The 17,829-nt window shown below is 74.0% G+C and carries 17 protein-coding genes, 1 tRNA gene and 1 pseudogene; 7 read left to right on the plus strand and 12 right to left on the minus strand.

What is annotated here, in order from left to right:
• Positions 1-738, minus strand: a pseudogene (locus RH94_RS28275) (histidine kinase dimerization/phospho-acceptor domain-containing protein); the annotation flags it as partial.
• A gap of 2 nt (positions 739-740) precedes the next feature.
• On the minus strand, positions 741-1,475 hold the full coding sequence (locus RH94_RS28280; protein ID WP_079189214.1) for a response regulator transcription factor: 735 nt from the start codon (positions 1,473-1,475) through the stop codon (positions 741-743).
• A 122-nt stretch (positions 1,476-1,597) separates the two neighbouring features.
• Here RH94_RS28280 and RH94_RS28285 point away from each other — a divergent pair, with 122 nt between their 5' ends.
• From RH94_RS28285 to RH94_RS46440, 3 genes are read left to right on the plus strand one after another with little or no spacing between them, the layout of a single operon-like run.
• The gene (locus RH94_RS28285) at positions 1,598-2,293 is read left to right on the plus strand and encodes a glycosyltransferase family 2 protein (protein ID WP_073951166.1); all 696 of its coding nucleotides are present in this window, start codon (positions 1,598-1,600) and stop codon (positions 2,291-2,293) included.
• Complete coding sequence (locus RH94_RS28290; RefSeq protein ID WP_079189215.1) at positions 2,290-3,051, plus strand: TIGR04282 family arsenosugar biosynthesis glycosyltransferase; 762 nt, start codon at positions 2,290-2,292, stop codon at positions 3,049-3,051. The genes RH94_RS28285 and RH94_RS28290 overlap by 4 nt, the downstream gene beginning before the upstream one ends.
• The gene (locus RH94_RS46440) at positions 3,048-3,812 is read left to right on the plus strand and encodes a class I SAM-dependent methyltransferase (RefSeq protein WP_073951168.1); all 765 of its coding nucleotides are present in this window, start codon (positions 3,048-3,050) and stop codon (positions 3,810-3,812) included. The genes RH94_RS28290 and RH94_RS46440 overlap by 4 nt, the downstream gene beginning before the upstream one ends.
• Positions 3,813-4,185: 373 nt before the next feature.
• Here RH94_RS46440 and RH94_RS28305 read toward each other — a convergent pair whose 3' ends face one another.
• Positions 4,186-5,424 carry a molybdopterin-dependent oxidoreductase gene (locus tag RH94_RS28305; RefSeq protein ID WP_073951170.1) on the minus strand — a complete coding sequence of 413 codons (1,239 nt, stop codon included), beginning with the start codon at positions 5,422-5,424 and terminating at the stop codon, positions 4,186-4,188.
• A 161-nt stretch (positions 5,425-5,585) separates the two neighbouring features.
• On the opposite strand from RH94_RS28305, the gene RH94_RS28310 reads away from it, so the two are divergent.
• The 3 genes from RH94_RS28310 to RH94_RS40925 all read left to right on the plus strand — a co-directional run bounded on the left by RH94_RS28310 (position 5,586) and on the right by RH94_RS40925 (position 7,749).
• Positions 5,586-6,965, plus strand: a complete 1,380-nt coding sequence (locus tag RH94_RS28310) for a hypothetical protein (protein ID WP_073951240.1) — start codon at positions 5,586-5,588, stop codon at positions 6,963-6,965.
• 157 nt (positions 6,966-7,122) lie between these two features.
• Positions 7,123-7,290, plus strand: coding sequence for a hypothetical protein (locus RH94_RS28315; RefSeq protein WP_234426097.1), 168 nt, complete (start codon positions 7,123-7,125; stop codon positions 7,288-7,290).
• A gap of 356 nt (positions 7,291-7,646) precedes the next feature.
• Positions 7,647-7,749: transfer RNA gene (locus tag RH94_RS40925), tRNA-Gly, on the plus strand.
• Between the two features lie 78 nt (positions 7,750-7,827).
• Here RH94_RS40925 and RH94_RS46220 read toward each other — a convergent pair.
• A complete protein-coding gene (locus RH94_RS46220; RefSeq protein WP_267893401.1) occupies positions 7,828-7,959 on the minus strand; it encodes a hypothetical protein in 132 nt (43 codons plus the stop codon).
• 56 nt (positions 7,960-8,015) lie between these two features.
• On the minus strand, positions 8,016-8,714 hold the full coding sequence (locus RH94_RS28320; protein WP_073951174.1) for a DUF4232 domain-containing protein: 699 nt from the start codon (positions 8,712-8,714) through the stop codon (positions 8,016-8,018).
• 186 nt (positions 8,715-8,900) lie between these two features.
• Here RH94_RS28320 and RH94_RS28325 point away from each other — a divergent pair, with 186 nt between their 5' ends.
• Entirely contained in the window at positions 8,901-10,268 is a 1,368-nt protein-coding gene (locus tag RH94_RS28325) for a helix-turn-helix domain-containing protein (protein ID WP_234426098.1), read from the plus strand.
• 269 nt (positions 10,269-10,537) lie between these two features.
• On the opposite strand, the gene RH94_RS44870 is transcribed toward RH94_RS28325, so the two are convergent.
• The 7 genes from RH94_RS44870 to RH94_RS28360 form a co-directional block, all read right to left on the minus strand.
• Entirely contained in the window at positions 10,538-11,164 is a 627-nt protein-coding gene (locus RH94_RS44870; RefSeq protein ID WP_234426099.1) for an NADase-type glycan-binding domain-containing protein, read from the minus strand.
• 769 nt (positions 11,165-11,933) lie between these two features.
• Positions 11,934-12,497: a phage tail protein gene (locus RH94_RS28335; protein WP_073951180.1), complete on the minus strand. Its 564-nt coding sequence runs from the start codon at positions 12,495-12,497 to the stop codon at positions 11,934-11,936.
• On the minus strand, positions 12,494-14,452 hold the full coding sequence (locus RH94_RS28340; protein ID WP_073951182.1) for a putative baseplate assembly protein: 1,959 nt from the start codon (positions 14,450-14,452) through the stop codon (positions 12,494-12,496). The genes RH94_RS28335 and RH94_RS28340 overlap by 4 nt, the downstream gene beginning before the upstream one ends.
• A complete protein-coding gene (locus RH94_RS28345; protein WP_073951184.1) occupies positions 14,452-14,874 on the minus strand; it encodes a GPW/gp25 family protein in 423 nt (140 codons plus the stop codon). Before RH94_RS28345 ends, RH94_RS28340 begins: the two co-directional genes overlap by 1 nt.
• Positions 14,874-15,191: a PAAR domain-containing protein gene (locus RH94_RS28350; RefSeq protein WP_073951186.1), complete on the minus strand. Its 318-nt coding sequence runs from the start codon at positions 15,189-15,191 to the stop codon at positions 14,874-14,876. Before RH94_RS28350 ends, RH94_RS28345 begins: the two co-directional genes overlap by 1 nt.
• A 64-nt stretch (positions 15,192-15,255) precedes the next feature.
• The gene (locus RH94_RS28355) at positions 15,256-17,079 is read right to left on the minus strand and encodes a VgrG-related protein (protein WP_073951188.1); all 1,824 of its coding nucleotides are present in this window, start codon (positions 17,077-17,079) and stop codon (positions 15,256-15,258) included.
• On the minus strand, positions 17,076-17,798 hold the full coding sequence (locus RH94_RS28360; RefSeq protein WP_073951190.1) for a CIS tube protein: 723 nt from the start codon (positions 17,796-17,798) through the stop codon (positions 17,076-17,078). Before RH94_RS28360 ends, RH94_RS28355 begins: the two co-directional genes overlap by 4 nt.
• Between the last annotated feature and the right edge of the window lie 31 nt (positions 17,799-17,829).

Here is a 17,829-nt window from a genome sequence, read left to right on the forward strand (position 1 = left end):
CCGCACCCCGTGCTCCCGGGCGAGCGGGTCGGCTCCCGCCAGCGCGTCACCGACCAGGTCGTACAGGGAGATCCGGGTGGGCGTCAGGGGCAGGGTGCCGGCGTGGATGCGGGAGAGCTCGAAGAGGTCGCCGACCATGCCGTCGAGACGTTCGACCTCGGTGCGCATCTGCTTCAGGTAGCGGTCGGGGTCGGCGGCGACGCCGTCCTCCAGGGCCTCCGCCATGGCCCGCAGGCCGGCCAGCGGGGTGCGCAGGTCGTGCGAGATCCAGGCGACGAGTTCGCGACGGGAGGTCTCCAGCGCGCGTTCCCGCGCACGGGATTCGGCGAGCCTGACACTGGTGGCCGTCAACTCGCGGCTCAGGGAATCCAGTTCGGCGGTCGCCGGGCCGTCGGGGGCGGTGAAGTCGACGCCGTCGCCGAAGGCGCGTGCGGCCACGGCGAGTTCGCGGCTGCGGGCGACGACCCAGCGGCCCAGCAGCAGCGCGGTGGCCAGGGAGACGACGGCCGCCGTGGCGACGACGGTCGTGACGACGGTCAGGTCGTGCGGCAACAGGAACATCGCCCGGGCGACGGCGAGCGTGCCCGCGAGCATCGCGACGACCCCGACCGCCGCGACCACGGCGAGCGAGGCGGTCAGCGAGCGGCGCCGGATCAGGCGCAGTACGCCCGCTCCGGCCAGGCCCGTGGCGGCGGCACCGGCGAAGGCGTACAGGGCGATGAGGAGGGTGTCACGCACGGTCAGTCCTCCTCGCCGGCGGGGTCGAAGCGGTAGCCCACGCCCCACACGGTCTGGATCAGGCGGGGCCGGGCCGGGTCGCCCTCCACCTTGCCGCGCAGGCGGCGGACGTGGACCGTGACGGTCGACAGGTCGCCGAAGTCCCACCCCCACACCTCGCGCATCAGGTCCTCGCGGCCGTAGGCCCGCCCCGGGTGTCGCAGGAAGAAGGAGAGCAGGTCGAACTCGCGGATGGTGAGGGCGAGTTCGGTGCCGTTCTTGGTGGCCCGGCGAGCCGCCGGGTCGACGGTCAGGCCGGCTGCCCCCAGCCGGTGTCCGGTGTCGGCGGGCCTGCTGCGGCGCAGCACCGCCTCCACGCGCAGCACCAGCTCGCGGGGGCTGAAGGGCTTGGTGACGTAGTCGTCGGCGCCGACCTCCAGGCCCAGGATGCGGTCGTCCTCGTCACCGCGGGCGGTGAGCATGATGACCGGCACGGGGCCGTGGCCGCGGATCCGCCGGCACACCTCCAGGCCGTCCATGCCGGGCAGCATCAGGTCGAGCACGACCAGGTCCGGCCGGTGCGCGGTGGCACGGGTGAGGGCCGTCGGGCCGTCGCCGGCGCGGTCGACGACGTAACCGGCGCGGTCCAGATACCCGGCGACGACCTCGGCGACGGTCGGATCGTCGTCGACGACCAGGATCCGGGGGGACCCGTCGGCGGCCTGCGTCCCCATGGGCTCGTACGGCTGCTGCTGCATGCCTCCAGCCTGGCACCGCGTCGTCGCCGGTGCGCGCCCGAACACCGCCCCGGCCTTGGACGTCCGCGTTTCGTAAGGAGCGGAAGTCCGGTATGCCCGATTCGCATTCGTAGGGTGAGACCGTGACGACGACTCCTTCGGACGTCGACGTGGTGCTGCCCTGCCTGAACGAGGCCGAGGCCCTTCCCTGGGTGCTCGAACGGATCCCGCCGGGCTGGCGCGCGCTCGTCGTCGACAACGGTTCCACCGACGGCTCGGCCGAGGTCGCCCGCGCGTGCGGCGCGACCGTCGTGCACGAGCCGCGCCGGGGCTTCGGCGCCGCCTGCCACGCCGGGCTGACCGCCGCCACCGCCGACGTGGTGTGCTTCTGCGACGGCGACGCCTCCCTCGACCCGTCGCTCCTCGTCCCCTTCGTCCGTGAAGTCCGGGACGGCGAGGCCGACCTGGTGCTCGGCCGACGGCGTCCGCGGGGCCGGGGCGCGTGGCCCGCGCACGCCCGCGCCGGCAATCTGGCGCTCGCGCGGATGCTGCGCCGCCGCACCGGGCTGCGCCTGCACGACCTCGGCCCCTTGCGCGCCACCCGCCGCGAGCCCCTGCTCGCCCTCGGCCTCACCGACCGGCGCAGCGGCTATCCGCTCCAGATGGTCGTCCGCGCGGCCGACGCCGGCTGGCGGATCGCCGAGCACGACGTGCCGTACCTGCCGCGCACCGGAGCCTCGAAGGTGACGGGCACCTGGCGCGGCACCTGGCAGGCCGTACGGGACATGAGCCGCGTGCTGAGCGAACCCCCCGCGCACGGAGGAGGGACCGTCCGTTGACCGCGCTCCTCGTCATCGCCAAGGAGCCGCGGCCGGGCCGGGTCAAGACCCGGCTCACCCCGCCGTTCACGCCCGGTCAGGCGGCTCAGCTGGCCGAGGCGGCCCTCGCGGACACCCTGCACGCCGTGGCGGCCACGCCCGCCTCCCGGCGCGTCCTCGTCCTCGACGGCGCCCCCGGCCCCTGGCTGCCGCCCGGCTTCGACGTCGTACCGCAGTGCGCGGGCGGGCTGGACGAGCGGCTGGCGGACGCCTTCGCGCGCTGCGACGGCCCGGCCCTGCTCCTCGGCATGGACACCCCGCAGGTGACGCCGGAGTTACTCACCGTGGACTTCGCTGACTGCGACGCCCACTTCGGCCCGGCCGAGGACGGCGGCTTCTGGGCCCTAGGCCTGGCGCGCCCCGATCCCGCCCTGCTGCGGGGCGTGCCCATGTCGACCCCGGTGACGGGAGCGGCCCAACGGGACCGTCTCCTCACCGCCGGCCTGCGGGTGCGCGACCTGCCGCCCCTGCGCGACGTCGACACCGCCGCCGACGCCCACGCCGTCGCCGCCCTGGCCCCGCACGGCCGCTTCGCGGCACGGCTGGCCCGGTGCACGGCGGTCGCGGGGCCGGATGCGCGGCCGGTCGCGGGGGTCGACTCGCCACCGGCCACGGAGCCGGACTCCGGACCGAACTCCCCACCGACCGACCCACCAGACTCCCCGCCGGACCCCTGGCCCGTCGCGGAGCCGACTCCGCCCCCGGCCACACCCCGATGAGCACCCCACCCACCGCCGCCCTCGCCTGGGCGGCCGCCGACCCGTACACCGCCGCCCTGCGCACTGGCCACGGCCCGCTGTTCCTGCGCCGCGCCGACGGCTGGCTGCTGCCGCTGGAGGTGGAACGCTGGTGCGCCCGGGCCGACACGGTCGACCGGGACGTGCTGGACCGCTGCGAGGGAACCGTGCTGGACGTGGGGTGCGGGCCCGGGCGACTGGTGGCGGAACTCGCCGCCCGGGGCCGGGCCGTCCTCGGCATCGACGTCAGCGAGGCCGCCGTGGACCACACCGTGCGGCTCGGGGGTCGGGCGCTGCGGCGCTCGGTCTTCGAGCCGCTGCCCGGCGAGGGGCGCTGGGGCACCGTCCTGCTCATGGACGGCAACGTCGGCATCGGCGGTGACCCGCGTGCGCTCCTGGACCGGGTGGCCGGGCTCCTGCGCCCCGGCGGCCTGCTGATCGCCGAGACCGCCCCGGTGGACGTCGACGAACGCGCCCAGGTACAGGTCGTCGACCTCACCGACGCCGGCGGAACCGACGCCCTCTTCCCCTGGGCGCGACTCGGCACGCGGGCGCTGCTCCGGTACGCACAGGACTGGGAGCCGGCCGGTCAGTGGACGGCCGGCGGACGGTGCTTCGCCGCCCTGCGCAGCCGCAGCAGCCGCAACGCCAGCAGCAGCGCCGAGCCGCCGAAGAGGACGGCGGTGATCAGCAGCCAGCGGGCGAGGAACACGTCCGCCGGCAGCCCGGTGCCGAACCGGTAGCGCCGCTCCACCATGCCGCTGATCAGCGGGAACCACACGAGAAGGAGCAACCCGGAGAGGGCCGCCGGTACGCGCACGTACGGCACCCTCCCCCACTGCCTTGAGGGCGTGGGCGGTGCCCCCACCCGGCGCCGGACCGCGCCGAGCCCCCGTACGACCGCCCGGTCCGCGACCGCGTACAGGGGCAGCAGCACGAGGTCGTGCAGCAGCGCCGCCCCCACGAACCACAGCGCCACACCGAACCAGTCGTCCGCGAGCAGCCGCACACCCGCGTAGGCGGCGAGCGCGAACGAACAGGCGAGCAGCAGGAGCTGCAGGGGACTGCCGATCGGAATGCGCGGAAGTCGCGGAAGCCGCGGAAGCCGCGGAAGCATCACAGGTCTCCGAACGTCATCCGGGCCACCCACTTGGTGTTGAGCACACCGGGCGCGGCGGGCACGATGATCCGCGCCGGGTGGCCGTGGTCGGGGGACAGCTCCTCGCCGTTGACGTACAGGGCGAGCAGGGAACGCGGGTCGGCCACCTGGTTGGCGCGCAGGGCGGCTTTCCGGAAGGCGCCGCTCCGCTGGAGGGACTCGACGAACACGTCCGGCGGATCGTCGTCGTACCCGACGAGCGCCGCGAGGTCGCGCAGCCGCACCCCGCGCCACCACTGGTCCGACGTCGACCAGCCCTCCACGCAGGCGATGGGCAACGCCGCGCTGTACAGGGGGAGCCGGAGCAGCTCGTCCCGGCGGAGGCGGACGGTGCCCGTGCGTCCCGTGACGACGAGCCGCCACGCGCCCTCGCCCGTCTCCGCCGCGTCGATCCCGGCGTACGCGGCGGTCTTGTTGATCTGGAAGCCGTTCGGGCCACTGCCGGGATCGCCGCCGCCGTGCGGTGCGAGGAGGGCGGTGCGCCGCAGCGGACCGTCGAAGTTCTGTCCCACCGTGGTGGCGAACAGCAGCAGCGAGCCGCCTCCGACGAACCACAGGGCACCCCGTCGGGAGACGGTCGGCTCGGCGGGGCGCGGAGACACCAGGTCGTTCCGCTCCTCCCGCGGGTGCCGCAGATTGCGCAGCACCGTGGGCATCCTCAGCAGCGCGTGGGCGACGAACGCGGCGAAGAACACCCACGCTCCGTAGAAGTGCAGCGGGTAGAAGGAGCCGGGGAAGACGTAGTCGAGCTGGACGTTGAGCACACCGGTCACGAACTGGAACAGCGCGCCGCCCACCAGGAGCAGCAGCGAGATCCGCTCCAGGGCGTGCGCGAGCGAGCGGGCCGGCGGCAGCGCGAACAGCCTCGGCACCACGGACCACAGCTTGGCGAGCAGGACGGGGATCAGGGTGATGCCGAGGGTGACGTGGACGCCCTGGTTGAGCCGGTACAGCCAGTGCGGGTCCGTCGGCCAGGCGAAGAGGTAGAAGCCGAGGATCCCCTTGCCCGGTGTCTTGTCGTTCACCGGGGACAGGCCGGGGTTGTAGGCGGCGTACGAGACCAGGCCCGTCACGAACAGCACGGTGATGCCGACGAGCAGGACGAGGCCCAGCACCGAGGTGAACCAGGGGCCGCGCAGGGGGCTGCGCCAGAAGCCGGGCGAGGAGGGAAGCCGTGGTGCGTCGGGGTCGCGCATGTTCCGACGGTAGGCCGGAACCACCCCGCGACAGGGTGCGCGACCCATGACGAAACGCTGACATCGGGCCCGGACGGCACTCCGTGACCGGCCGCGCGGCCTAGCGTTCCGGTGTGATCCGCACCCTGCCCTCCACCGAGCCCGGCGCCGCGCGCTCCGGCGTGCCCCGCGGCCCAAGGCGTGACCTGTACGCAGCCGGGGCCGCCGTGCTGCTCGTGACGGCGGCCGTGCTGGTCGGCCGCCACATCCAGGGGACCGGCCGTACGCTGTTCGTCGACTGGCCCCCACTGCTGGCGTCCTGGGAACCCCACCTCGGCCCCGGCACTCCGGCGGCCGTCCTGGTGGCGGTCGCCACCGTGGCGTACGGCCCCGCCCTCGCGGCCCGTCTCCCCTGGCGGACCCTGGTTCCCCTGACGTGGGGCACGGCCATGGCGTGGACCTACTCCCTCGCCCTGATCGACGGCTGGCACCGGGGCATCGCCGTCCGGCTCACCACCCGCCACGAGTACCTCCAGGTCGTCGACCGCTTCCATGACATCCCGGCGGCGCTGCGGGGCTTCACCCGGCACATCCTGCTCGGCTCCCCCGACAACTGGCCCGCCCACATCGCCGGCCACCCGCCCGCGGCCACGCTCACCTTCGTCCTGCTCGACCGGATCGGACTGCGGGGCGGGGGCTGGGCCGGGGCGTGGTGCATCACCGTCGGGGCGACGGCCTGCGTGGCCGTGCTGGTCACGGTCCGCGCCCTGGCCGACGAAGGACTCGCGCGAAGGGCGGCGCCCTTCCTCGTTCTGGCCCCGGCCGCCGTGTGGATGGGCGTCTCGGCCGACGCGTACTTCGCGGCGGTGGCTGCGTGGGCGGTGGCGCTGCTCGCACTGGCGGTCACCGGACGGTCCCTGTGGTGGGCGGGGGCGTCCGGGCTGCTGTTCGGCCTGACCTGCTACCTGTCGTACGGCCTCACGCTCGTCGCACTGATCGCGGCGGCGGTACTGGTGCTCGGCCGACACGGGATCCGAGGGCGCCCCGCCCTGCTGTTGGCCCTGCTCGCCGGACTGGCGGTGGTCCCGGCGGCGTTCACGCTCGCCGGGTTCAACTGGTGGGAGGCGTACCACCTGCTGGTCACGCGCTACTACCAGGGCGTGGGCGGCATCCGCCCCTACGGCTACTGGGTGTGGGCCAACCTCGCCTGCACGGTCCTCATCACGGGCCTGGCGACGGCGGCGGGCCTGCGGCGGACCGGTGCGGTGCTCGTCCGGCGCCGTCGCGGCGGCACCGGCCGGACGGCCGAGGCCCGCCTCGCACTCCTCGTGTCCGCCGCACTCCTCGCCCTGCTGGTCGCCGACCTGTCCGGTATGAGCAAGGCGGAGACGGAACGCATCTGGCTGCCCTTCGCGCTGTGGCTGCTCCCGGCGTGCGCATTCCTCACCCTCCCCCGAGCTTCCGGCTCCGCTCCAGCAGGGGGGAGCCCCATCCGCGCCTGGCTCACCGCCCAGGCGCTGCTCGCCCTGCTCCTCAACCATCTGCTGCTCACCGGATGGTGACCGCTCCCGAGGGGGCGGAAGCTTGAGGCCATGACGATCGCCGTGCCGGCCGGGGCGGCTTCGGAACCGGGGGCGAGGTCACCCTCACGGCGTACTTCCCGATCTCGACACGGCCGTCGGCGTCACCGGCGACCCCGTGGTCAGGGTCGGCCCGGACGTGACCGCCGCGGCGTTCGCCCGGCCGGGGACGCGCGTCTTCGACATGACCGGCCGCCCGATACGCGGCTGGATCGTGGTCGACGGCGCCGCGGTCGCGGAGGACTGCACGCTCGGCGCACGGCTCGACGAAGGACGCGCCCTCGCCGCGGACCTGCCGCCCAGGTGAGGCACCGTCCATGAGGAACGTGCCCCCGTCACGCACGGCGCGTCCCCGTCTTCGGCCCGGGGACACCGTCCACCCGGCACCTGCTCGCGGACAGGCTCCCTGAAGTCGGCCCGCTCCACCGCGTCGGGGGTGCTCACAGCGAGCCGGCCCGCAGTGCGACTGTGCCCCTCACCGGCCAGTGGCTGCTGATTGCACACGCAAGTTCGCCCGGACGCGCTTCGGTCGACGTGCCATCCGGTACGGCTCCACCGATCAGGAGGGGACTGCCGAGCGGCACGGTCCGAGGCCGTGCCCGATCCGTGCCCGTAAGGGCGGACAACCACGGTCAACAATGGTGCGACCAGACCCGTGAAGCAGCGGAAGCGCAGCGAATCAACGCAGGTCGGCGGCCATCTGGCCGCGCAAGCGCCGTCGCTTCCCAAGCGGAGAGCGCGAGTTCGGTTCTCGTCACCCGCTCCACGGCCAAGGCCCAGGTCGGAGACCCGGGCCTTTCGACTGTCCGTCGTGATCAGCTGTCCGCCCCCGCAGTCGGCATGTTCAGACACCGTGGCGGCGTCGGCGGAGTCCCGCCTCCTCCGACAGGTGGCCTGTGCCGCCCAAGATGATCACTTGGAAGGCGGCGCCGATGTAGGCGGTCACGAAGCGGGAGATCCTGCGGATGCTGCGCATGGTGGGTCACCTGCCTGCTCGGGTCCGTGGGCTGGTTCTTCGAGCGCGCTCAGGCGTCACCAGTCGAGGGCGTCATCCATCGACTGCTGCCAGTACGTGACCTTGAGCGAGTCGTCGACGTAGACGCCCTTCGCGGGCAGCGACGGGTGAGCGCCCGCGCCGACGCTCTCGTTGCCGGAGCGACCGTGGAAGTAGACGGTCAGGGAGTTCACGGTGTGGCCGTTCGAGCCGCTGCCGTCGGTGGCGGACAGGTTCACCGAGGCGTAGCCGGACTCGCCCGGCTTGAGCGTGACGACCGCCTGCGGCCGCGAGTCCTCGATGACCGGAGGCACGGCCTGGGCCTCGCCGAAGCGGACGGCCGGGTAGCCGTAGAGGTGGCAGCTCACGCGACCGGTGTTGGTCACCGTGAGCAGCATGTGGTTCACGGGGCGGTTCAGCGGGGCCGCGACCGTCTTGGTGTTGGACCCCTCGCAGGTGACCGGCTTGCCGGACGAGACGGGTGCCTTCGACGCGGAGGTGTCCGCGGCGGGCCTCTTGGTGCCGGTGGCGGACCTGGCCTCCGGGGAGGAGGAGCCGGAGCCGGAGCCGGAAGGCAGAGCGCCGGAAGAGGAGTCCGCGGTCGGCGTGGTGGCCGCCGAGGCACCCTCGTCGTGGACACCTGTGCCGTTGTTGCACGCGGTCAGGGAGAGCGCGGCGAGAACGACGGTCGCGGCGGCGCCGGCGAGACGGGTGCGGGAAGTGCGGAGGCTGGACATGTGGCTGTGCCCCTTCGGTGTTCGGGTGGGGTGGTGATTGGATGACCGAAGCTTGTGAGGCGATCCGTCCCAGCCGCTACGTACGGCGGGCAGTTGGGGACACTGGAATGCCGAAACTCCCTCTGACCAGGGAGAAGGCAGTGGCCCTGGAACGCGGGACTGGAACACGAGGGGATGGGGGAACGGGTGTCAGGGGCAACAGGGGCCGGCGGGACGGAGGCGTTAGCGCAGCTGCTGCGGGAGCTCAAGGACCGCTCGGGACTGAGCTACGGGGCGCTCGCCAAGCGGCTGCACATGAGTACGTCGACGCTGCACCGCTACTGCAGCGGCACAGCGGTGCCCGTCGAGTACGCACCGGTGGAGCGCCTCGCAAGGGTCTGCCGGGCAACGCCGGATGAGCTGGTGGAGTTGCACCGGCGCTGGATCCTGGCGGACGCGGCACGAGGAAGCAGGCCGGATCAGGTCACGGCGGCGGGTTCGGCTCAGGAAGCCGGTTCGGCTGATGCGGTTGATGCAGCTGATACGACTGATGCGGCGGGAACGGTCAGTACGGTGGATCCAGGCTCGCCGGCATCGCACGGGCGGAGCGAGGGCGAGGGCGGTGAGTCGGTTGTCGTCGACGTGCCGCGCGAGCTCGCGCCGCCACGTCGTCGCCGTACCGTGCTGATCGCCTCCGCCGCGGTGGTCGCCGTGCTGGGAGCCGTCGCGCTCGCCGTGCCTCCGCTGTTGGGCGGCGGGAACGACACGGGCGACGAGCAGGCGGCCGGTGCCACCGCCTCGGTCACCGGCACGGCGGACGCCGGGAAGCCGTCCGCCTCCCCGTCCCCGAGCGCGAAGGGACACAGGCCGTCCGCGTCGGCCTCCGCCGCCACCGGGTCCGGGGCGGCCGGGTCCGGCACTTCGAAAGACGGCGGCAAGCAGGGCGGGGCCCAGCGCACGGCCGACAGCGCCACCGACGCCGTCCCCCTCACTGTCGGCACCCGTCCCTACGTCTACGACAGCCCGTGCAGCCAGCACTTCCTCGTCAACAGCGAACCCGCGCAGGTCGGCCCGCCGGCGAGCGAGCAGACCGCCCCGCGCTGGGCCGCCGCGTACGGGGCGGTGTCCTCAGGCTCACAGGAGGTCGCTCTCACCGTCCAGGGCACCGGCGAGGACACCGTCGTCCTGGAGGCGCTGCACGTACGCATCCTCACCAAGGGCGCGCCGCTCGCCTGGAACGACTACTCGATGGGCGTCGGCTGCGGCGGCAACGTCGACACCAAGTCGTTCGACATCGACCTCGACAACGGCAGTCCCACGGTCACCGTCAAGAACGGCCAGCGCGACTTCCCGTACAAGGTCAGCGAGTCCGACCCGGAGGTCTTCTACGTCACCGCCCACACCAAGGCCCATGACGTTCGCTGGGACCTCACCCTGGACTGGTCCAGCGGCAGCCGCCGCGGCACCGTCCACATCGACGACGGCGGCACCCCGTTCCGCACCAGCGCCGACGCGGGCCGCCCGGGCTACGACTACCCGCTGGGCGGCAACGAGTGGATCGAACGGAACAGCTGACGGGACCCGGGAGGGCAGCTGCTCGCTCACAAGGGCCGACGAGCCGACGACGCCGAGCAAGAGCGCCCGAGCCGGAACGCCCGAGCCTTCCGCCCGCCGCCGCACCACAGCCGCACCACAGCCGCACCACAGCCGCACCGGACCGGGCGGGGAACAGCGGGGAATCACGGGGAAAACGGCCCCGCCCGGCGCGGGTGCTGCGTCACCGTTCGCCCGGGGCAGCTCGCCGTGACCGCCCTCGGCCGGGCCGTGACCCCGCAGGCGCCGGGTCAGCCCCGCTGGAAGAACTCCACCTCCGCCAGGGCCAGGTGACGGCCCGCGGTGAGGCCGACGGCCGAGCGCAGGACCAGGCGTACCGTCGTCACGTCGCTGATCCCCATGGGGATCGGCTGGTCGCCCGGTTTGTCGTTGAGGGTGAGCTCCTCGTGGTGCTTCGTGCCGTCCCGCGTCGTCACCTCCAGGTCCAGCCGGAGCGCACGTGCCTGGCGGGCGTAGTCCTCCGGTGACGCGGACGCGCCGTTGGTGATGACCAGGTCGACCAGCCGGAACGGCTCGCGGAAGGTGTAGGTCACCCAGGCGCCCGGCGCGGGCGCGCCCCAGTAGCGGTTGCTCAGCCCGTCCGTCGTGTTCGTCGCCGGGTGCCGGGGCACCTCGGCGCTCGCCTCGACGTCCACCGGGGTCACGGGCTCGGGCGTGCTCAATTTGTCCCGGGTGTCCTCGAACAAGGCGCGTCCGGCGGGCAGCAGCAGGAGACTGCCCGCGCACAGGGCCACCGCCACGGCCAGGATCACCAGGAGCCGCACCGCCCGGCCCGAGCTCGCCCGCACCCGGCGGCGCAGCGGCCACACGGTCCGCCACCACGGCAGCGGGGCGGGCTTCGCGTCGGGCTTCAGCAAGGTCGCGCAGCGTCGGCAGAAGCGGCGGTCCGGCGGGTTGGGCGTGCCGCAGGCGGGGCAGGGCGTCCCCGCCACCTCGTCCGGTACCGCCGCGGGTCGTACGACGGGGCGTGAGGCCACCGGCTTCGCGGGGCGTACGGGCAGGACGGGGTCCGGCGCCGGTGCCCCGGGGGTGGGGGTGTCCGGGGACCGAGGGCCCGGAGTGTTCCGGGTGGCCGGAGCACGCGGGGCGGTGGAGGGCGACGGTGCGGCCGGGGTTTGCGGCGGCCGTGCGCCCGCACCGGATGCGGCGGGTCGGGGCCCGGAAGGTTCTGGCGTCGCGGTGGGGGGAGCTTCGTCGGCGAGGGGGGCTCCCCCGGCACCGGTGGTCGAGCGGTGGGCGGGGGCGGGGGGCCCGGTACGGGCATCGTCGGGACCGGCCTGGGGCGGAGGGCTCGTGGTCTCCCCATGACCGGGAGCGGGGCCGGAGCCCGCGTCGTCGCCGGGGCGTGGGCTCGCGGCGCGCGCGGCGCCCGTCCTCCTCGCCCCGCCCCGGCCGCGGCCCGTCAGCCGGGGGCGGGGCGAGGAGGTGCGGGCAGGCTCGGCCGGCGCGGACTCGTCCGCCGGGAGCGATGCGTCCGTCGGAGCGGGGTCCGGTGAGACCGCGGACCCCGAGCCCGCGCCCGGTACCGGCGGGTTGTCCGACCAGCCCAGGTACGCGCCGCAGTTGCCGCAGAAGTCGTCCCCCGGGTCGTTGGACGCCCCGCACGCGGTGCACGCGCGCATGACGTCACCTCCCTTCGTCGGCGGGCGGGCCGGGCAGGACCTCCACCCGGCAGACGGTGTGCACCGGGCACATGGCCCGGACGATCTCGTGGACCCGGTCCGGGTCCACCCGCGTCCCACGGTCCGGCCACACCCGGACCAAGGGGTCGGAGGGGGGCTCGGGCGGGAGGTCGGCACCGGCGGTGTTCGACCACGCCGCGCCGCCGTCCCCGGACACCTCGGCGTGCACGCCGAGGGCGAGCCGCAGAGCCTCGACCAGGCCGCGCCCGGTGCCGCGCCACCGGTGCAGCTCCACCGCGCGGACGACCGCCTCGCGACGCAGCTCCACGGGCCACCGCGGGTCGTCGTCGGAGCCCACCCAGGACGCCAGCCAGGTCAGGAAGTCGGTCGGCGCCACCCGGGGGTCGAGATAGGCGGGCAGGTTGTCGAGGGTCGTGAACACCGGTGCGAGGACGGTGTCGAGGCCGGCGGTGAACCGCTGTGCGAAGTCGTCGTCGGCGTACAGGGCGGGCAGTTGCCCGCCGATCGGGTACCTGCTCGGCAGTCCGGGTACGGCGGCGCGGCTCATCCCCGTGCCTCCGGCTCGACGGCTGTGACGACCACCTGGTGCTGGTGGGAGAAGACGAGTGCGCCCGCGGCCACGTCGACGCGGTCCGTCGGTGCACCGCGCCGCCCGGTGACCGGGTCGGCGGGGAACAGCCGGATGTCCTCCACCAGCGCGTTGCCGGTGGCGCGTTGCAGCACGCCGAAGACCTCCCCGTACTGCACCGGCCGTCCGAACGGCCACCCGGTGCCGTCGGGGCCGCCGTGCAGCGGGTCGAGGTACCGGAACAGCGCGGCGAGCGCCGCGTCGCGCACCCGGTCGGTGTCGTCCGGCGCCGCCGCGAGCCGGGCCACCACGGTGACGCCCTGGTAGACCGGCGGCTCCACGACGAGGCGGGTACCGATCAGGCGCCGTTCGTCGAGGCTCGCGGTGATCGCCCGGAGCATCTGGTCGGGAGGGATCAGCTGCTCGAAGCGGAGCCGGTCGCCCTCGTCGGCGACCGCGTCCGGCACCACCAGGACCCGTACCGCACCCGCGCCGTCGCCGGCGGGCAGGCAGCGGACCCGGCGCACCGAGGGCGCCGCCTGACGGCTGATGATCTCGTAGTCCTCGGCGGTCACCGCGCGCTCCTGCATCCGCAGCGCTTCCGGCGCCCGCAGCTTGGCGTTGGCGACGGTCTCACCGGCGACGCCGCCGCGCGCCGCCTCCCGGTTGGTGACCCGCGCGACGTACGGAACGGAGCTGCGCAGCACGGAGATCGCGCCACGGGCGACGTTGCCCGCCGGGCCGCCGCCGGTGCGGTAGCGGGCCACCCGCACCTGGGCGCCCTTGGGCGGAACGGCGCCGCACTGCCGCAGCGTGCCGTCCGGCTCGCGCAGCGCCGGGGGGAAGCCGAACTCGCCGGTGGTGGCGTCCACGCGGACGTGCCGGTCGGCGGGCCCGGAGCGGCCGAAGTGCTCCACCACCTCCCAGCGGTGCCACCCCTCCGACGAGGACACCTCCACCACGGGGGGCTCGCCGTCGAGCAGGACCGGTGGGCGGTCGAGCCGGAACGTCTGCCCCGCGACACCCTCCGAGGTGCCGAGCGGCACGTCGGTCACGGTCTCGGCGTGCTCGACGGACATGGTGCCGCCCACGGTGAACACCGCCGCCTCGCGCACCGTCGGGGACTCCGAGTAGAACGGCCGGCCCGGCTCCGTCTCGGTGACGCGGCAGCGCAGCCAGCCGGCCCGCGTTCCGCCGATCACCGACGCCGTGTGCCCGGCCGGTACGTACACGATGACCTCACCGGGCCGGTTCAGCCCGCCGGTGGTGTCCGTGCCGGTCTCGCACACCTGCCAGCCGCCGCCGTCCCACGCCTCCCACACGAGCGGGGGCTGGCGCGGGTCCACACCGACGCCCTCCACGCGGCTGTCCAGGCGCACCGCGACGACGCAGCGCGGCACCGCCGTCGGCAGGCCGAACAGCAGCGCGTCGCCCGGCTCCGGTGCCGCCTGGAAGCAGGGCACGTCGCGGCCCTCGGCGAGCATCCCGGTCCGGTCGGTCTGCTCACCGGTCCGGGGCGCGGTCACCAGGCGCGTCAACTCGCTCGGTACGATGCGCAGTTCCTCCGTGGTCGTGAACACCACGGCCTCGTCGGTCTCGCCGCGCGCGGTGGTCACCTCGGTGCCCGCGGGCAGCACCACCGTGTCGGGCTGCGGCGCCGACAGCCAGAAGTCGGCCTCGGCCACGGCCGCGGCCGGCGGGAACAGGCGGATGCCCAACAGGTCGAGGAACGCGGTGTAGTTCTTGTCCGGAACCCGGTTCATCCGGTACAGCAACTGGTCCACGAGGTAGGCGAACGTCTCGATCAGGGTGACGCCCGGGTCGGAGACGTTGTGGTCGGTCCACTCCGGGGCACGCTGCTGCACGTACCGCTTCGCCTCGTCGACGAGTTGCTGGAACCGCCGGTCGTCCAGGTTGGGGGAGGGCAGGGCCATCAGTCGGCGCCCCGTTCCCCGGCCCCCTCCTCGGAGGGGATCGTGTAGAAGGGGAAGACCAGGTTGCGCCGGTCGTTGGTGGAACGCACGGTGTAGTGCACGTCGATGTAGAGGGTGCCGGCCTCGACGGCGTCGAAGGCGACCACCACGTCGTCCACCGCGATGCGCGGCTCCCACCGCTCAAGGGCCTCGCGCACCTGCTGCGCGAGGCGTCCGGCGGTGGCGCCGTCGCCGGGGGCGAAGACGTGGTCGTGGATGCCGCAGCCGAACTCGGGGCGCATGGGACGCTCGCCGGGTGCGGTGCCGAGCACCAGGCGGATCGCCTCCTCGATCTCCCGTTCCCGTTCGACCATGGCGATCCCCCCGGTCGGCCCGACCCGCAGCGGGAACGCCCAGCCCCGCCCGATGAAGCGCTCGCTCATCACACACCGCCGATCAGGACGTCGGGAGCGCCGGTCAGGACCATCGCGCCACACGCGGTTCGGTCGCGCGCCCGCGCGGCCGGCAACCCGCCGATGAGGACGGTGCCCGCGGCGAGCGCGGCCGGATCGGGCGCGATCACGTTGGCCGGTCCCAGGAGCGCGTGCGGTGGCATCGGGCAGGCGTGCAGACTGCCCACGACGGCGGCGGGGCGACCGCCGATCAGTACGCGTGCCACCGCCGCGGCGGCGCCGGGAGGCGGGGTGGCGATCACACCGCCGTGGTTGGTGGGGTCACCGGTACGGGCTGCGGCTGGCATGCGGTGCTCCTTGCGGAAGGTCGTCGGACAGGGTCGGTGGGGCGGGGCGGACACGGGTCGGGCGTCAGTTGATCCGGATGAGCCGGGCCTTGAGGACGCCCAGCAGGCCGCCGTCGACGGTGACGTCCGACTTGCCGGTGACGCTCACCGAACGGCCGTTGATGTTCACCCCGGCCGTGCCGTCGATGTCCACCTGCCGGCCCTTCACGCTCACGTCGCCCCTCCCCGCGTCCAGCGTGATGCCGTCCTTGTCGAGCAGGACGGAGGTGAGGGGGCGGCCCCGCCCGGCGTACACCGTCAGCTCGATCCGCTCCCGCCGGTCGTCGAGGCGCACTTCGAGGCGCTCGTCACCGGTCAGGAGCCGCAGTCCGGACGGGCCCGGCGCCCTCGCGTCCAGGAGTTCCACCCGATGCCCCGAACGCGACACCACCGAGCGGCGGTTGACCTTCCCACTGGTGCTGTCGACCAGTGGCACGTCGTGGGGCGACGGCTCGTCCACGCCGTTGTAGAGCCCTCCGATGACGTACGGGCTGTCCAGCAGGCCCTGTTCGAACCCGACCAGGACCTCGTCGTTGACCTCCGGGCTCACCACGCCTCCGCCGCCCTTGCCGCCCCACTGCACGGTGCGCACCCAGTCGGTGACGTACGTGTCGTCCAGCCAGGGGAACTTCAGCCGCACCGCGCCGCGCTGGGCGCCGCCCGGCTCGCGTACGTCCGTCACCACGCCGATCGCCAGACCCGGCATGCGCGGGCCACGGGACGGCGCGTTGGCGCCGGTCACCAGACCGGTCAGGGAGCGGTCCGGGCTGGCGCTCACCCACACCGTCGTCCGGTACCCGCCCTGCGGCTCGAGGACGTGCTGCACCGCCGTGGCCGTGTACTTGCCGGAGAACGCCTGCCCGACGTTGCCGAGCGCCACGGGCTTGCCCGCCCGCAGCCGGGGGTTGCCTTCGGCCACCGCCTCCAGCTCCCCGAAGCCCGCGCTGACCTGAGCGGCCGTCGCGTCCGCGACCGCCGTCGTCTCGGCCTGGGTACGGTACGGGGTGTCGGTGACGGTCAGCTTCGAGGACGTGCCGAATCGGGCGGCGAACGCCGGGCTCAGGCCCGGCACCACCGTCTCGCTGTCCACCGATGGCTGCCGTGCCACCAGAGGCCGCTTCGTGGTGACGTCCCAACCGCGCACCTCCACCGACGACGCGCCGTCCGCGGTCGACAGCGAGGCCCGTAGCGCCAGCAGGTTCCGCCCGTACTCCAGCACCATCGGGTTCCGGGTGGCCGGGGTCGACGGTGCGGGCGCGCCGGACGCCTTCTGCGGCTTGGTGAACTGGAGCAGCCCCTTGTCGTCGACGCGTACCTGCGCGCCGCTCTCGGCCGCCAGGAACTGCAGGAAGTCCCAGTCGGACACGTTCGCCTGGGACAGCTGCCCATAGGTGACCGGCGCGGCCTGCACGGTGCCGCAGGCCAGCCCGGCTCCGGCGGCCACCTTGCGGACGATGGCCGCCGCCGTCATGTTCCGGTACGCCACCACCTTCCGGCCGCGCTGGAGGCGGTGCACCTTGGAGTAGGCGCGCACCACCGTGAACGATCCCGTGCGGTCCCGGTCCACTTCCAGGGCCGTCACCTCGCCGTTGAACAGCCGCTCCCGCGCCTGCCCGGACACGGTCACCACCGACACCCTGAGCGGGGTGCCGATGGTGATGCCGGTCGCCTTGAGGAACTCGTGATCGGGGTCGCGGAAGGTGAGCACCGCCGCGTCCGGCAGGCCCACGTTCTCGTCCACCACGCAGCTCACCAGCTGGGCGGCCCAGATCAGCGGGAGTTCGTCGGGCGTCTCCACGACGGGGTCCGCCGCGAACGACCGGCCGCCCCGTGCCTCGGGTGTGGTCACCGCTCCTCCTCGGCGCCGGCGTCGCGCAGCCCGGGCACCACCAGTTCGGTGCCGGGTACGAGCGCCGTCGGGTCGTCGATGTCGTTAGCCTCCGCGATGACCCGCCAGGCCGTCGCGTCGCCGTACTCCCGCCAGGCCAGCAGGGCCAGGCTGTCGCCCGCCACCACGGTGTGCGTACGGCGGGCGGTGCGCGCGCCGGACGTCGGGTTCTGGCCCGGCGGGTCGACGCTCGCCTCTTCGATCGACAGCGCGCAGGTGGCCCGCAGCGGCTTGCCGTCCACGTCGAACAGCGTGTACGTCACCGACAGGCTGGAGAGCACCCCGTCGAACGAGGTCGTCCGCGCGGTGCCCCACTCGAAGCGCACCCACGGGCTGGCCGGCTTCTTGCGGCCCAGGCTGACCGGGGTCGGCACACACGCCTTCATCAGCTTCTCCACCGCCTGCTCCACGGAGTCGTCGTGGGTGGCGGTGGCGTCCAGGAACACTTCGAGGCTCAGTGTGCGCGGGCCGCTGCCGACGAACTCGGGCAGTGCCGACTGCCCTGCCATCCGGGACGGGGAGCGCCGCCACTCGGTGGTCTTGCGCAGCTCCAGGGTGGAGGGGTTGAACTGGAGGTCCAGCCGCGTGATCGTCCCGCCGGGCTTCGCGCCGACCGAAGCGGGGGGTTCCTTCAGGGTCAGCTGGGCCCGGGCCCGACTGGAGCGGACCGCTGGGGACATGCCGGGACTTCCTTTCCGAGGAGGAAAAACC

The organism is Streptomyces kebangsaanensis, assembly GCF_001906585.1.
Classification (GTDB): domain Bacteria; phylum Actinomycetota; class Actinomycetes; order Streptomycetales; family Streptomycetaceae; genus Streptomyces; species Streptomyces kebangsaanensis.